Source organism: Erysipelatoclostridium sp. DFI.2.3, from assembly GCF_019132535.1.
GTDB classification, from domain to species: Bacteria; Bacillota_I; Bacilli_A; order Erysipelotrichales; family Erysipelotrichaceae; genus Clostridium_AQ; species Clostridium_AQ innocuum.
In genome coordinates this window covers 1-14,220 of the sequence record NZ_JAHOOJ010000020.1, presented here as the reverse complement: position 1 = coordinate 14,220, position 14,220 = coordinate 1, and the positions used below count along the sequence as shown (strand labels likewise).

Genomic DNA, 14,220 nt, shown 5'->3' with positions numbered 1-14,220 from the left:
AAATGAAAGCAGACAAGGAAACCGGATGTACCCAGCAGAATTGCGGGTGATCACTTTTTAAGGGTGATCCTCTTTTCTTGATAATTCAAATTAAAAGTTATAAGATGTGAATACGAAGAAGCGGTAGTAACCCTATGGGGACTATTGCGGAAAACCTGCCATTCTGTAGTGGTAGGTTTTTTTAATATTTGAAAGCACCCGCTGTGAGTGTTAATCTTCAACGTATAATAATTCCGGTAAATCTGTGTCCTCTATTTTCGCTTTCTCATATTGGAGTCCATGATCACCACTTATCGGCATAGTGTGCAGTAAAGTCCCAGTCCATACAGCTTTCGGAATACCTTTATGGGAAAGCAGAACAAATAGGCTTCATATTTCCCATTGCTTTGTAATGTTTACAATCCATGCTGTTACACAAGAGGCATGATAATCACTAATACCTTTTTTATCTATCCAGATTATTCCGTACCCTCCTCAAACCAATAAAGCAATCCGTATTTCTCTTCATAATCAAAAGACTAATAAATTAAAAAATCTTACCGGTGGCTGTTTATTTGTTTTCCTTCTCGCTAATTATTTCTGAAGGAGCATTGTGTTTTTCGAAATCTTCTATTATACGTGATTCTTCCTTTATCAATTCACGTATATCTTCTGTATACAGATTCATTTTCTGCCTTCACTTTTATTCACCAACCATCTCTTATCAAAGAAATCATATAGCACTTTATCTTTTTCGTAAAGCAATTCTGGACTGGTAATATAGCTTTCATATGATACACTTACATATTCTTTTAGATCACTTTTACTGATAACGCCAGTTTTCTTAAACTCTTCAAGAGTGACGTATCTTATCACTTATAATTTTGACATGCGATAAAGTGTTCTGCTATCCACAGCAAACGTGTTCTTTACAAAATAAGAATACGCTGGAAGAAATAAAAGCCATTCTGCAGTTGCAAAGCGATGGCTTATTTTCTATTCCGTTATTTTTATCGGTGAATAGGAATGAAATTGATGCGTATGTCCTTCATTTAAGGAACATAAAGGATCTTTTATAGCAATCAAAGATGAATTGGTAAAAATGAAAAATATTCCTATCGGCTCATGGAAAAAACATAATGATTATGCCTGGTTTACAGGTCATGGTAATTCTTTTCATACTCCCATAGTAGATGAAATAGAATTACACAAGATAGCTGTTTTGACAGATAAAAAAAGACCGTTTTATCTTACATGGAATATTGCATATCCTAAAGAGGACTTTGTTGAATTTAATTATATAGTAAGAGGAGATGATGAAGAAAACCGTATACTATTGTTTATTGTTCTGATAAAAAGACTGTAGAAGAGTATTATTATTGTTCACTTTTTATACCAGATAGAACTACGCAGCCATATGTGATTAAAGAAATAGATTAGGATTGGTACTTTATAAGATTAGGTTTTATATCACACTATAAAAAAAGCCTTGGAATTTCATTATGATGATATATGAAAAAAATTATTTTTTAAAATTAACTGTTTGTCAGTGGCTCAAAAGGATTTATTTCTTTTTGGGCTTTTTTATATGTAGGATGTAGCAAATATAAGAACTTACAAATTTGTGCGTTTTTTTCGTGTCAAATTATAAGTTTGATATACACACTGTAAATTCAATACTGTGCTATTTATTGCGAAAAATAACACAGTAACATTATTTAGCTTATTTTGTGTTGCGATTTCCATAAGTTACCAGTTGATTCGTTGGAAAAAGGGCCGATAAAATAGAAAAAATAGGAATTTAAACGTGTGACACACTAGGCTTAAATTGAGCAGTTTGACATCGTAAGCGTTTTCAATATCATGGATAGTGTAAGGCGGCTGATCTCAGTTTGCCGCAGAATGCAGGAGAAAGGAAATGAAAGTCGGGTGATAAATTTGAAAAAAACTGCAGTTATCAATATAACCAGCTTTGGCAGAGAATTCCCACAGCATCTGCAGGAATTGGAAGAGAAGGTCGGACCGGTTGATAAAATGCTGTTGCCGGCAGATATGGATGGCAGGACACTCGCCCAGAAGCTGAAGGGATATACCTATATAGTATTAGGCAATTATCCAACCTTTGATGAAACATTCTTTTCCAACAATTGTGATGTGAAGCTGATCGCCCGTCATGGCATCGGTTTCAATAACGTTGATCTGGAAAGCTCGAAAAAGCACGGTGTGTATGTAACCCATATCCAAAACTATGTGGAACTGGATGCTGTCGCAGAACAGGCTGCTGCACTGCTTATGGCAGTATCGAAAAACGTGGTTACAGCCAATCACAAGGTGCATCAGGGCGACTGGAACAGGGATCGTCAGGAAATCATGGGATTTCAGCTGCGCGGAAAGACATGCGGTGTCATCGGCTGCGGTCATATCGGCACACGCTTTGCACAGATTATGAAATATGGCTTCCAGAACCGCATACTGGCATATGACCCGTATGCAGACAAGGAAAAGGTCATGGCAGAGGGGATTCAGCTCTGTGATCTGGATACCCTGCTGAAGGAATCGGACTTCATCAGTCTGCATGCCAGTCTGGATGAGAAAAGTAAGCATCTCATCAATGCACAGACACTGGCAAAGATGAAGGACAACACCATACTGATTAACACAGGGCGAGGCGGACTCGTTGATGAAACAGCTTTGCTGGAAGCACTCAGGAACGGACATCTGTTTGGCTATGGTGCGGATGTTGCTGTGCATGAGCCGATGCAGGCCGATGATCCTCTGCTGGCGTGCGAACGTGTAACCATCACGCCGCACTCTGCTATTTATAACTATACATGCATGAAGAACATGAACCGCAAGGTAATGGAAGATATCTACTGCATGGAACGGGGAGAACGGCCGGTGGAGATTATCAATGGATTATAGAAAGGAAATGTGTATGAGCAGACAGGAAACGATTCAAAAAATCGAAGAAGAGAAAATTGTAGTTATAACAAGAGGGATTTACGGGGATGACTTGATGAAGCTGGCAGATGCACTGTTTCAGGGAGGCATCCGCTGTTTTGAAATCACATACGACCCATCCGATCCCGATACGTGTACAAAGGTGAAAGAGAACATACAGGCACTGCATGCACAGTTTGGGGATGAATTGTATCTGGGCATTGGAACCGTACTGACAAAGGAACAGGTTCACAATGCCAAAGAAGCCGGAGCCAGATTTATCGTTTCTCCCAACTTTGATGAGGAAATCGTCAAGGAAACGCTGGCTCTGGACATGGTTTCCATGCCGGGCTGCATGTCACCAACAGAAATCGTCGCAGCGGATAAGGCCGGTGTCGATTTCATAAAACTGTTTCCGGCAGGAACACTGGGTATCAAATATTGCAAGGATATCTATGCACCGCTGCATCATGTGAAATACATTGCGACAGTCGGCGTTACGGAAGAAACCTTTGTGCAATACCTGAGGCTTGGATTCACCGGTGCCGGTATCAGCTCCCAGCTGGTAGATAAAAAATGCCGCGAGGAAGGCAATTATGCGGAGCTGACCCGCAGAGCAAAGCGCTTTGTAGAGCTTGCGAAGCAATCGTAAAAAAGACGCAAAAGAAAGAAGGATAACATGATGGAAAACCTAAAACTGACAAGAATTGACTTTCGACTCATCCATGGGCAGGTAATGACCCGCTGGGTGGCAAAATATGAAATTGAAAGCATCGTCGTAATTGACGATCGCTCCGCAAAGAGTCCGATTCTGAAAAAAATTCTCCTCGGTGCTGCCCCAAGCGGTGTAAAAGTTCTGGTATGGAATGTCGCAGAGGCTGCCGAAAAATGGAAGGCGCAAGAATTTCCAAAAAACAATCTGCTGATTCTGTTTAAAAATACTTCACAGGCGAAAGCAGCCTGGGAAGCAGGTGTGAAATTCCCTTCCTTACAGGTAGGTGGAATTGAAGGCTCCGGTGATAAGAAGAATATTTATAAAAATGTGGTAATGTCGAAAACGGAAGCGGAGGAGTTAAATGTCTTGTATCAGGGCGGCGTGGATATTTTCATGCAGCCGATTCCCGAAGACAATCCGTATCCGTTCAAGGATGCTCTGGCGAAATTTTAGCTGTGTATCCGATAGAATTCGATCACATGGAGGTGATGAATATATCGTATCTGTATGACAAGAGTAAAGAGATGTAGTAGAGGAATTGACAATGAAAAGGAGGAAATTTCATGGTACAAGCATTGTTAATGGGGCTGCTTGCACTGCTCAACGGTATTCAGGGACCATATCACTGGTACTTCTTCCGTGAGCCGGTAATGGCAGGATTTTGGGTAGGTCTGATTTACGGTGATCCCGTACAGGGAACCATCATCGGTGCAACAATCAACGTTTCTTATATGGGCTGGATTTCTGCAGGAGGAGCAAATGCTTCCGACTTATACTGGGCAGGTCTGCTCGGTACATTTGTAGCGATTCAGGGCGGTATGTCCATCGACACGTCTGTAGCGTTTGCCGTTCCTATCGGGTTACTGGGCAACTATGTGCATGTCGCATATATGACAATTGCATCCCTGTGGCCGGTTAAAATGGATGCGCTCGCTGCCAAGGGAAACTGGCGCGGTATTCGCAGAATTCAGTTCTTAGGCGGTCCTGCCATTGTTCTGGTACTGCGTGCATTGCCGGTCTTCCTGATTGCATTATACGGTAGTGAATTCATTCAGACCATGATCAACAGTATTCCGACATGGGCAATGAACGGTCTGGCTGCCGTCGGTAAGATGCTTCCGGCATTAGGTATGTCCATGCTGATGAAGTTCATGTACAAAAAAGCGCTGCTGCCTTTCTTCGTGCTGGGCTTCGGTATCGCGGCTTACTCCGGTATGACCGATCTGCTGCTGTATGCACTGGTTGGTGTATGTCTGGCAGTTATCCTGATTAAGATTGGATTCAACAACGACACAGAACAGGAAGGGGCTGAATAATCATGGCAGAAAAACATTCACTAACAAAACGCGATGTCCAGAAAACAGCCTTCTTCTGGCACATGACAAGTCATATGACCTATAACTATCAGCGATTACAGGCAGGCTGTCTGGCATGGATCATGGGTCCTATTTTTGAAAAGCTGTATCCGAATGATCATGACAAGATGGTGGAGGGTCTGGAACGCCACATGCTGTATTTCAACACAGAGCCACGCTGGGGAGCTGTATTGCCCGGTATGGTAGTCGCTCTGGAAGAAGGTCTTGCGAATGATGATTCCGGAGAAATGGACGCAAGCATCATCGCGGAAATAAAAACTGCTTTAATGGGACCTTTGGCAGGTATCGGTGATACGGTATGGGCAGGTCTGATCAAACCGATTATTCTGAGTGTAACCCTGGGATGGGCTATGCAGGGATATGTATGGGGCGCATGGGCCTATGGTATCGGCGTTACCCTGCTGGACTTTGCAGTTACCTACTTCATGTTCATGCGCGGCTATCAGCTGGGTATGGATTCTATTGACCGTTTCCTGGAAAGCGGCTTCGTTAAGAAAATCACCACCTTCCTTGGTATCGTCGGACTCTTCTGTCTGGGTGCCATGATTGTAAAATATGTCAGCATCGGTGCTGTTCTTGAAATTGAAATGAAAACCGGCACGCTGAATCTTGGTGAAATTATGAATAAGATCTTCCCTTGCTTCCTGCCGCTTGTAACAACCCTGTTTGCATACTGGCTGCAGGTAAAGGGAAAGAAAATCACAACGGTTCTGATCGTTCTGTTTGTCATCGGCTTTATCGGCGGGGCAGTCGGACTGCTTGGATAGAAATTCTTTGAAAGGAATTTAACAATCCTTTCATATATAGCAATCATCGGCAGGAAACTTGCCATATGCTCTTCGTGTATTCCTGCACGGGAAGAAAAAGCTTCCTGCCGATTCACTTTATATTGCGTCATGAAACCGCAAACGACGAGAAAGGGTAATACAGTATGATCAAGATTTTAATTGTGACACATGGTCCTCTGGCACAGGCACTGAAGGAAAGCTCTGCCATGTTCTTTGGCAGTATGTCAAATGATGTGGAAACTATTGGTCTGTATCCGACGGATAATCCGGAAGATTTGAAGGAAGCCATTTGTGAAAAGGTGGAAGCGATTGATACAGGCGACGGTGTACTGGTACTGGTGGATATTTTCGCAGGCTCCCCGTTTAATATGACGGCACTTGCAATCGACGAGCTGAAGGAAGCACACAAGCTGCAATGCTATACCGGTGTTAATATGCCGTTTTTAATGGAGGCTCTGTCCAGCTGTAATTCCATGGAGCTGGATCAGTTAACAACGCATCTGGCGGATATCGGCAGGGATACGATTGTAAATCTGCGCAAGGCGCTGGATATTTAAAAACTATTGAGGTGATAGAATGGTAACAGGATGGATGCTGTTTACAGGAACAGATACAAAAGGAAGAAGACTGCTGTATATCAAAAAGAAGAATGCGTATTATCTTCTCCCGCAACATAGGGAATTTGCGATCACTCTGTGGAAACACGCAGAAATCAACGCCATTTCCATCAGTATTATTTTAGGGTATTTTCTGTTTCATAAGATTGCGGGCACCATTGCACTGGCCCTTGTGCTGTATGCAGTGGAGCTGCTCATAATGAATAAAAAATTACTTCCGTCACTGCATCGGGCAGGAGGGAAGCATATCACATGGCGTAAAGAACACCGGGATAAGGAAAGCGGCGGCATATTCCCTGCACTGTTGTTTCTATTCATCGGTATCGGATTATTCCTCTGTCTTGTTTTTCAACAGACAGTGAATACGATAGAAACGATAACAGCAGCTGCCGGAGGCTGCATTGCTGTACTTATGGGTGTACGAACGCTGTATCAGGCAAAGACGACAGGAAAGTGAGGTCAAAAAAATGTTGGCAGAAACAATATGCAGAATTAAAAAAACAGGCTTAATGGGAATTGTGCGGGTGGAAACCATTGAACGCGGAATTGAAATCGCACAGGGATGCATCGATGGCGGTGTGGATGTTCTGGAAATCAGCTATACGAATAATAATGCAGGAGAAGTCATTCGCGCTTTAAAAGAAAAATTTGGTGATCAGCTGCTGGTAGGGGCCGGCACGGTGCTGGATCCGACAACTGCCCGTTTGGCAATCATGGATGGGGCAGAATTCATCATTGCTCCGACCTTCAACAAAGAGGTACAGGAGATGGCGAATCTGTATCAGATTCCCTATGCACCGGGCTGCACGAGCTATACGGAAATGATCGAAGCATTGAAAGCGGGAGCGTCCTTTATCAAGGCATTCCCGATATCCAATTACTATGGACCGGATCTTGCCAAGGTGTTCAAGGTGCCATGTCCGCAGATTCCGATTCTTGCAAGCGGCGGAGCAAACTTCGACAATCTGCATACCTGGTTTGAAAACGGTGTGGACAGTGTTGGTCTGGGCGGACTTCTGACAAAGGGAAGCAGTGCCGATATCGCAGAAAACGCAAGAAAACTGCGTGCTATTGTGGAAGAAAGCAGGAAGGCTGACTGATATGAGCAAGGGAGTTATTCTCGTTACACCGCGGGGCTATGCAGCCTATGGTGCGCAGGCCGCAAAACGACTGGAGGCACTGGGCTATGAAATGAATATCAATACCACAGGAAAACCGCTGTCCAGAGAAGCCTTTGTGGAATATGCGAAAAAAAGCACCGGTATCATCGTTGGTGTGGATGAGCTGGATGGCGAACTGTTAAAGGAATGCAGGAGCTTAAAGGCGGTTGTGAAGTTCGGCGTCGGTACGGATAATATTGATTTAAAAACAGCGGAAGCATGTGGAATCAAGGTGGGCCGCTGTGTCGGCTCCAATTCCAATGCGGTGGCTGAGCTGACGATCGGCATGATGTTTGCCGCTGCCAAACATCTGGTATCCAGCAATGTGCAGGTACGCGGGGGAGCATGGAACAAACCGACCGGTCGTGAGCTTACGAAAAAAAACATAGGCATTATCGGCTTTGGAAATATCGGGCGTCATGTCGCACGCATGGCACATGGAATCGGCATGGAAGTGCTTGCCTATGATGTATTCGATATCCCTAAGGAGGTACTGGACACCTACCAGGCAAAGCAGTGCAGCATTGAGGAAATTTTAAAGAGTGCTGATTTTATATCCATTCATACTCCGCTTACAGAGGAAACAAGGAATATGATATCCGATGAACAGTTTGATATGATGAAGGAAACGGCTGTCATTGTCAATGCGGCACGCGGCGGTATTATCAATGAAAAAGCGCTGTATACTGCATTGAAGAATAAGAAGATCTATGCGGCTGCCAGTGATGTATTCACAAGTGAGCCGCCAGTTCAGGATGACTGGGTTCAGGAGCTGATTCATATGGATAACTTTATACTGACACCGCATATCGGTTCACGTACGGTGGAGGCAGAGTCCAATACAGTGGAAATGGCAACGGATAATCTGATCAGACTGCTGGAGGAAGCATGCGGTTGATCAAGCTTCCTTAGCAGGGATTTTAATATAACGTGTAGATCACACAGTGAAGGAGGAATGCATTTGAAAGCAATGATTCTGGGAGCCGGGCGCATCGGAAGAGGCTTTGTCAGCGAGCTGCTGCATGCCAATCAGGTTGAAATCACCTATTTTGACGCAAGCTCGGTCATGGTAGATAAATTAAATGAAAAAAAGGAATATACCATTCATGTTCTGGGGGCGGAAGAGCTCAATACACATATGGAAGGTGTTCAGGCACATCTCTTTTATGATATTGACGCCTTATGCAGCTGCTGGAAGGAAGCGGATTTTCTGTTTACAGCATGCGGTGGAAAAAATATGGGAAATGTCGGAGAAACACTTGCCAAAGCGTTCAAAAGGCTGGTGGAGGAAAATGCGGTGCATGTTTCCAATATTGTTACCTGTGAAAACTGGATTAATCCGGCAAAGGATTTAAAGGAAGCGATTGTTTCAAATCTGAACGAAGAGGAACGCAAGCTGTTTGAAGAGAATGTCGGTGTCAGCGAATCTGTCATCATGTGTACCGGAACCGGGGCACCGGATCCGGATAAGGTCACGAATGAGATGGATACCTGGGTACAGAATATGCGGTATCTGCCAATTGACAGGGATCGTATCAAAGGGGAAATTCCGCAATGGGACTATGTGGAGTTTGTAACTGACTTCGGTGATCTGCTAAAACAGAAAATCTATACGAACAATACAAGTGTTGCGACAGTTTCCTATCTCGGAAAGCTGAAGGGGCTGACCTATGTGGCAGATTCCGCCAATGATCCGGAAATCGAGCCTATTCTGGATCAGGTTTATGAAGAAATCAATTATGCACTGATTCATGGAATGGGAATCAATGAGGAAAGTCAGATCAAATTCTCCAAAACGGCAAAAGCGAAATATACAGACCGCGCTATTGTTGATCTGGTTACACGCATTGCCAGAGATCCCATTCGTAAGCTGGGACCGCAGGATCGCTTTATCGGGCCGATGCGTATCGCACTGTCTGCGGGAATCAGGCCAAAGGCGATTGCACTCGGTGCTGCCGCTGCATTGTATTTTGACAATCCTGAGGACCGCGATGCACTTCGTTTGAAGGAAATACGTGAAACAAAGGGAATTGATTACATTCTGGAAACGATTTCTGAAATTGATCCGCAGGGAGAAATCGCAGTGCTGATCAAGGAGGCAATTGCTGAGCTGAAGGCAAAGGGCTGGATCAAAGAAGGAGCATCCGCATGAAAAAGGCAGTTGTTATCGGAGCCGGACAAACCGGTCGCGGCTATGTAACCCGCTTTCTGTTTCAAAGTGATTATGCGATCACCTTTATCGATAAAAATGAAAAACTGATCCGTATGCTGGATGAGGATCGTGCATTCTGTATCCATTTTTATAAGAAGGACCGTACACCGATCTATGTGAACGGATTTCAGGCATTTCACACCTATTCCAAAGAAGCGGACCGGGCAATACAGGACGCCGATTTCATTGTGACCTCCACCGGTGAACAAAATCTGGGGGATGTTGCTCAGCAGGTCAAGGCAGGTATGCACAACAAGCAGAAAAAGACTGTCTTTCTAACAGCGGAAAACGGTATCAATCCGGCTAAGGTACTTCGAACACATTTACAGGAAGCCGGTGTGGAAGGGGACTACACGGTGACACAGACAGCCGTCTTCTGTTCCACAGTCAGTGTTCATGACACACGACTGGATATTCTGTCTATGAATGAAGCGTACTTCCCGTTTGATGCGGATGAGCTGGAAGAACTGGACTTTGAAGGAGCTGTGCCAATTCACAACTTTGAAAAATTCTTCAAACGCAAAATTTATACCTATAACTGTCTGGCAGGACTGATTTCCTATTGCGGTTATATCAAGGGATATGAGGTTTACGGAGATGCAGCCTGTGACCCGGATATCGATGCTGTGATGATGCGTCTGATGGAAGAGCTGAATCCGGCATTACAGGATTATTTCCAGATTACAAAAGAGGATCAGGAGGCATTCACCAACCGTGCTCTTGCGAAGTTCCGGGATAAGAGTATTCTGGATTACAATATCAAAAACGGACGTGCACCTGCAAGAAAGCTGGGGCCTACCGAACGCATTATGTCACCGATGCAGATTTTACTGGATCATGATAAGGATCCGCGTATTATGGAATTCGTTGCGGCAGCGGCACTTGTTTACTGGGATGAGCTGCAGGGAAAGACAGAGCCGAAAATGGATAAGGATCTGATTACCACCTTCTGTGAAATCAATTCCCTGGAAGGAAATGAACCGGTTGTTGAACATGTAAAGCAGTATTTATATGAAATCAAAAAGAATCGGGATAACATCTGCATCATGCAGATTCTGTTTGGATAATATGCGTACGGTTTCAAAGGATAAAAAAATTCTGGTAAGTGCATCGCTGTCCTGTGCAGACCTGTTGCATGTATCGGATGCCGTTGCGCAGATCAATGCTTCCGATATTGATTTTGTGCATTATGATGTTGTAGACGGTATGTTTAATAACTGCTTTGTGTTTGGTGATTTGATATTGGAAAAAATACGTCCCATCTGTGATAAGCCAATAGAGGTGCATCTTGCGGTACAGAACGTGCGTCCCTATATCGAACCGTTTGCCCGGGCGGGGGCAGATTACATTGCTGTGCATTATGAAATTGACGATGATCTGGAGGATATCTTTGCACATATTCGCTCTGCCGGCTGCCGTCCGGTATTGGCAATGCGGTGTGATACAGAGGTGCCTTCTGATTTTGTGAAGCTGGCATCACAGGTTGACTGGATTTTAAAGCTGATGGTACAGCCCGGATATGCCGGACAGCATATGCAAAGGGAAGCCGTTGAACATATCCGTAGTATGAAGGAACAGATTACCGCAAACTGCTTATCCTGTCGTATTCAGGCAGACGGCAATATCCACACGGGGACCATACCGCAGGTATGTGCAGCCGGGGCCAGCATACTGACGGGAGGAACCAGCGGATTATTCAGGCAGGATGCAGATCTGCAGGAGAACCTGCGGAGAATGAAGGAGGCGGCGTCATGATATTATGTCCCAGTATGATGTGTGCGAGCTATGCAAATCTGGAAGAGGAAGTCCGTGCCTTAGAGGAAGCGGGGACAGACATTTTCCATTGTGATATCATGGATGGAAGCTTTGTGCCGAATATCTCCATGGGGCTGATGGATGTAAAGGCAGTCCGTGCTCTGACGAAAAAAATGGTGGATGTCCACCTGATGATCGATCATCCTGCCGATAAAATTGACTGGTTTTTAGATGCAGGTGCAGATTTGATCTATATTCATCCGGAATCTGAGCCACAGGCGATGAAGACACTGATGTATATTCGTTCCAGAGGAAAGCTTTCCGGTCTTGCCGTCAATCCGGACACCAGTCTGAGTGCAGTGAAAGAATTGCTTCCGCATTGTGATTATCTGTTGATTATGAGTGTGTTTCCGGGCTTTGCCGGACAGACATTTATCGACAGTGTGGATACGAAAATCCGTGAGCTGATCGCATGTAAGAAGATGTACGGTTATCGTATCATTCTGGATGGAGCATGTTCTCCCGCCGTAATTCAGGAATATCATGCACTGAGTGTTGACGGCTTTGTCCTTGGGACAAGTGCATTGTTTCATGGAGAAGGCAGCTATGTGGAAAACATGAATCTGCTGCGTTCTCTATAATATAAGGAATACCATAACGGGATGTATGCAAATGATATGTGATTTTATAAGTACACTGTACACTTATTTGTATGGATACGCAAAAAAGCAGATCAATGTGTGCATCCTTTTGTTGTGAGAATGTTGGAGGTCATATGAAAAATGCTGTTCGTATACATGAACGGGACAACGTTGCTGTCGTCATTGAACCGATCAGTAAAGGTGAGCTGTGCATCTATACCGATGCGCAGGGGATGGAACAGGGAGTTGCTGTAAGGGAATGTATTCCTGTTTATCATAAGCTTGCACTTAGCAGAATACATAAGGGAGAACCGGTTGTAAAGTACGGGGAATGGATCGGGATAGCGGCGTGTGATATTGAACAGGGAATGCATGTTCATGTACATAATGTATGGAATACCAAAAGATAAAAGGGAGTCAGCTATGATTATATATAAAGCAAAGGAGGAGGTGCTGACATGAGGTTTCGGGGATATCGCAGAAATGACGGTCGGATCGGCATTCGGAATCATGTGCTTATTCTTCCTGCCAGTATTTGCGCAAGTGACGTGGCACATCAGGTCACGATGCAGGTACAGGGAACCGTAAGCTTTCACAACCAGCTGGGCTGTTCACAAACACCGAACGATCAGGAATGTACGCTGCGGACAATGGCAGGGATGGCTGCCAATCCCAACGTATATGGAACCATCATCATATCGCTTGGCTGTGAAAACTGTCAGATGAAGCTTGTCACAGAGGAAATACAGAGCCGCTGCGATAAGCCGTTAAAAGCCTTCATCATTCAGGAATGCGGCGGTACCCTGCATACCGTGGAACAGGCGGTTCGCTGTGCAAGAGAAATGGTTGCGCAGGCAAGCTGTATGCAGCGTGAGGAGGCAGACGTTTCAGAGCTTATGGTTGCGATGGAATGCGGCGGCTCGGATCCTACAAGCGGGCTGGCCGCAAATCCGCTGGTGGGAGAAGTGGCGGACAGCATCATCGCATCAGGAGGAACGGCGGTTATGTCGGAAACAACGGAATTTATCGGTGCGGAAAAGCTGTTGGCAAAGCGCGCTGTCAATGCGCAGGTATCTGCACAAATACTGGAGATTGTACGTCACTATGAGGATGCTATGAAATGTGTTAACGATGATGTGCGAAAGCGAAATCCATCTCCCGGCAACAAGGCGGGAGGAATCACGACCCTGGAGGAAAAATCACTGGGCTGCATATACAAGTCAGGGCATTCACCGATACAGGCAGTCTACGATTATGCACAGGACATTCATCATAAGGGGCTGGTCATTATGGATACACCGGGGAATGATCCCATCAGTATGAGCGGCATGGCTGCGGGAGGGTGTCAGCTCGTTTTGTTTACCACAGGCAGGGGTACGCCTACCGGTAATCCCATTGTGCCGGTAATCAAGCTGTCCGCAAACCGGGATACTGCTGTCGTGATGAGGGACAATCTTGACTTTGATGCAAGCGGATACCTGTATGGCAGTACAACCATGCGGCAGCTGCGCGATGCATTGCTGGAGGAAATATGTGCAGTCGCAGGCGGTAAGCTGACACGCAGTGAAATACTGGGCTACTGTGAAACCGCGATTGCCCGCGTCGGCAGATATGTAAAAAACGAGGGGGAAATGAAGGGCTGTGTGGAGACGTACTATTACTGATGCAGCTGTTCACGAAGGGAAGAAAATATATGCTTTCCGTCAGGTTCTGTACCGGTTCTCCGGATTCATGAAAATTTGCTGAAGTGAAAAGTTAAATTCCACTTTCAAAAGGCGAATAAAAAATGTGGAACTTTCTTCTACAAAAGTCTATACAGAGCATAAATATAGCGTTAGAAAGGGTTTCAAATAGGTAGAAGTAAGTAAAAATGTGAAGAAAGTGGTCATTGTGCGAATGATAGATAAAATGAATAAGCGCACTGAAAATAGGCTCCATTATGCCTATGTATAACTAAATTCCACTTCTATTTTATAGTTACACTATAAATAACTGTTCTTTGCCGCTGCTCTTATCATTCTTTATATCATCTGTTTG

The 14,220-nt window shown here is 44.7% G+C and carries 16 protein-coding genes; all 16 read left to right on the top strand.

Going from position 1 to position 14,220, the window contains the following annotated elements; all coding sequences use genetic code 11:
- Nucleotides 1–1,081: 1,081 nt before the first annotated feature.
- The 16 genes from KSZ58_RS17170 to KSZ58_RS17095 all read left to right on the top strand — a co-directional run bounded on the left by KSZ58_RS17170 (nucleotide 1,082) and on the right by KSZ58_RS17095 (nucleotide 13,847).
- Complete coding sequence (locus KSZ58_RS17170) at nucleotides 1,082–1,345, top strand: hypothetical protein (protein ID WP_009269812.1); 264 nt, start codon at nucleotides 1,082–1,084, stop codon at nucleotides 1,343–1,345.
- A gap of 563 nt (nucleotides 1,346–1,908) precedes the next feature.
- Nucleotides 1,909–2,901 (top strand): NAD(P)-dependent oxidoreductase, encoded by a 993-nt coding sequence (locus KSZ58_RS17165; RefSeq protein ID WP_009588683.1) that lies wholly within the window; start codon nucleotides 1,909–1,911, stop codon nucleotides 2,899–2,901.
- A complete protein-coding gene (locus KSZ58_RS17160) occupies nucleotides 2,891–3,571 on the top strand; it encodes a bifunctional 4-hydroxy-2-oxoglutarate aldolase/2-dehydro-3-deoxy-phosphogluconate aldolase (RefSeq protein WP_009588707.1) in 681 nt (226 codons plus the stop codon). The genes KSZ58_RS17165 and KSZ58_RS17160 overlap by 11 nt, the downstream gene beginning before the upstream one ends.
- 27 nt (nucleotides 3,572–3,598) lie before the next feature.
- Nucleotides 3,599–4,087, top strand: coding sequence for a PTS sugar transporter subunit IIB (locus KSZ58_RS17155; protein ID WP_022299968.1), 489 nt, complete (start codon nucleotides 3,599–3,601; stop codon nucleotides 4,085–4,087).
- Nucleotides 4,088–4,197: 110 nt separating this feature from the next.
- Entirely contained in the window at nucleotides 4,198–4,950 is a 753-nt protein-coding gene (locus tag KSZ58_RS17150) for a PTS sugar transporter subunit IIC (protein WP_008818498.1), read from the top strand.
- Nucleotides 4,951–4,952: 2 nt separating this feature from the next.
- Entirely contained in the window at nucleotides 4,953–5,777 is an 825-nt protein-coding gene (locus KSZ58_RS17145; protein ID WP_008818499.1) for a PTS system mannose/fructose/sorbose family transporter subunit IID, read from the top strand.
- Nucleotides 5,778–5,941: 164 nt separating this feature from the next.
- Nucleotides 5,942–6,355: a PTS sugar transporter subunit IIA gene (locus KSZ58_RS17140; protein WP_008818500.1), complete on the top strand. Its 414-nt coding sequence runs from the start codon at nucleotides 5,942–5,944 to the stop codon at nucleotides 6,353–6,355.
- A 19-nt stretch (nucleotides 6,356–6,374) separates the two neighbouring features.
- Nucleotides 6,375–6,872 (top strand): hypothetical protein, encoded by a 498-nt coding sequence (locus tag KSZ58_RS17135; protein ID WP_008818501.1) that lies wholly within the window; start codon nucleotides 6,375–6,377, stop codon nucleotides 6,870–6,872.
- A gap of 10 nt (nucleotides 6,873–6,882) precedes the next feature.
- Nucleotides 6,883–7,515, top strand: coding sequence for a ketohydroxyglutarate aldolase (locus KSZ58_RS17130; RefSeq protein WP_008818502.1), 633 nt, complete (start codon nucleotides 6,883–6,885; stop codon nucleotides 7,513–7,515).
- Between the two features lies 1 nt (nucleotide 7,516).
- Nucleotides 7,517–8,473, top strand: a complete 957-nt coding sequence (locus KSZ58_RS17125) for a phosphoglycerate dehydrogenase (protein WP_008818503.1) — start codon at nucleotides 7,517–7,519, stop codon at nucleotides 8,471–8,473.
- A gap of 72 nt (nucleotides 8,474–8,545) precedes the next feature.
- Entirely contained in the window at nucleotides 8,546–9,727 is a 1,182-nt protein-coding gene (locus KSZ58_RS17120; RefSeq protein WP_224727387.1) for a hypothetical protein, read from the top strand.
- Complete coding sequence (locus KSZ58_RS17115) at nucleotides 9,724–10,854, top strand: mannitol dehydrogenase (protein WP_009588693.1); 1,131 nt, start codon at nucleotides 9,724–9,726, stop codon at nucleotides 10,852–10,854. Before KSZ58_RS17120 ends, KSZ58_RS17115 begins: the two co-directional genes overlap by 4 nt.
- Before the next feature lies 1 nt (nucleotide 10,855).
- Nucleotides 10,856–11,542 carry a ribulose-phosphate 3-epimerase gene (locus KSZ58_RS17110; RefSeq protein ID WP_021420877.1) on the top strand — a complete coding sequence of 229 codons (687 nt, stop codon included), beginning with the start codon at nucleotides 10,856–10,858 and terminating at the stop codon, nucleotides 11,540–11,542.
- The gene (locus KSZ58_RS17105; RefSeq protein WP_008818507.1) at nucleotides 11,539–12,183 is read left to right on the top strand and encodes a ribulose-phosphate 3-epimerase; all 645 of its coding nucleotides are present in this window, start codon (nucleotides 11,539–11,541) and stop codon (nucleotides 12,181–12,183) included. Before KSZ58_RS17110 ends, KSZ58_RS17105 begins: the two co-directional genes overlap by 4 nt.
- 134 nt (nucleotides 12,184–12,317) lie before the next feature.
- Complete coding sequence (locus KSZ58_RS17100) at nucleotides 12,318–12,593, top strand: UxaA family hydrolase (RefSeq protein ID WP_009588687.1); 276 nt, start codon at nucleotides 12,318–12,320, stop codon at nucleotides 12,591–12,593.
- Nucleotides 12,594–12,641: 48 nt separating this feature from the next.
- A complete protein-coding gene (locus KSZ58_RS17095) occupies nucleotides 12,642–13,847 on the top strand; it encodes a UxaA family hydrolase (protein ID WP_008818509.1) in 1,206 nt (401 codons plus the stop codon).
- Nucleotides 13,848–14,220 lie beyond the last annotated feature (373 nt).

What these genes read in the sequence shown, in the direction of transcription:
- KSZ58_RS17160 (WP_009588707.1), top strand. Translation starts at nt 2,891, where the DNA reads ATGGATTATAGAAAGGAAATGTGTATGAGCAGACAGGAAACGATTCAA.
- KSZ58_RS17095 (WP_008818509.1), top strand. Translation starts at nt 12,642, where the DNA reads ATGAGGTTTCGGGGATATCGCAGAAATGACGGTCGGATCGGCATTCGG.
- KSZ58_RS17115 (WP_009588693.1), top strand. Translation starts at nt 9,724, where the DNA reads ATGAAAAAGGCAGTTGTTATCGGAGCCGGACAAACCGGTCGCGGCTAT.
- KSZ58_RS17100 (WP_009588687.1), top strand. Translation starts at nt 12,318, where the DNA reads ATGAAAAATGCTGTTCGTATACATGAACGGGACAACGTTGCTGTCGTC.
- KSZ58_RS17170 (WP_009269812.1), top strand. Translation starts at nt 1,082, where the DNA reads ATGAAAAATATTCCTATCGGCTCATGGAAAAAACATAATGATTATGCC.
- KSZ58_RS17145 (WP_008818499.1), top strand. Translation starts at nt 4,953, where the DNA reads ATGGCAGAAAAACATTCACTAACAAAACGCGATGTCCAGAAAACAGCC.
- KSZ58_RS17105 (WP_008818507.1), top strand. Translation starts at nt 11,539, where the DNA reads ATGATATTATGTCCCAGTATGATGTGTGCGAGCTATGCAAATCTGGAA.
- KSZ58_RS17150 (WP_008818498.1), top strand. Translation starts at nt 4,198, where the DNA reads ATGGTACAAGCATTGTTAATGGGGCTGCTTGCACTGCTCAACGGTATT.
- KSZ58_RS17135 (WP_008818501.1), top strand. Translation starts at nt 6,375, where the DNA reads ATGGTAACAGGATGGATGCTGTTTACAGGAACAGATACAAAAGGAAGA.
- KSZ58_RS17120 (WP_224727387.1), top strand. Translation starts at nt 8,546, where the DNA reads ATGATTCTGGGAGCCGGGCGCATCGGAAGAGGCTTTGTCAGCGAGCTG.
- KSZ58_RS17140 (WP_008818500.1), top strand. Translation starts at nt 5,942, where the DNA reads ATGATCAAGATTTTAATTGTGACACATGGTCCTCTGGCACAGGCACTG.
- KSZ58_RS17110 (WP_021420877.1), top strand. Translation starts at nt 10,856, where the DNA reads ATGCGTACGGTTTCAAAGGATAAAAAAATTCTGGTAAGTGCATCGCTG.
- KSZ58_RS17125 (WP_008818503.1), top strand. Translation starts at nt 7,517, where the DNA reads ATGAGCAAGGGAGTTATTCTCGTTACACCGCGGGGCTATGCAGCCTAT.
- KSZ58_RS17155 (WP_022299968.1), top strand. Translation starts at nt 3,599, where the DNA reads ATGATGGAAAACCTAAAACTGACAAGAATTGACTTTCGACTCATCCAT.
- KSZ58_RS17130 (WP_008818502.1), top strand. Translation starts at nt 6,883, where the DNA reads ATGTTGGCAGAAACAATATGCAGAATTAAAAAAACAGGCTTAATGGGA.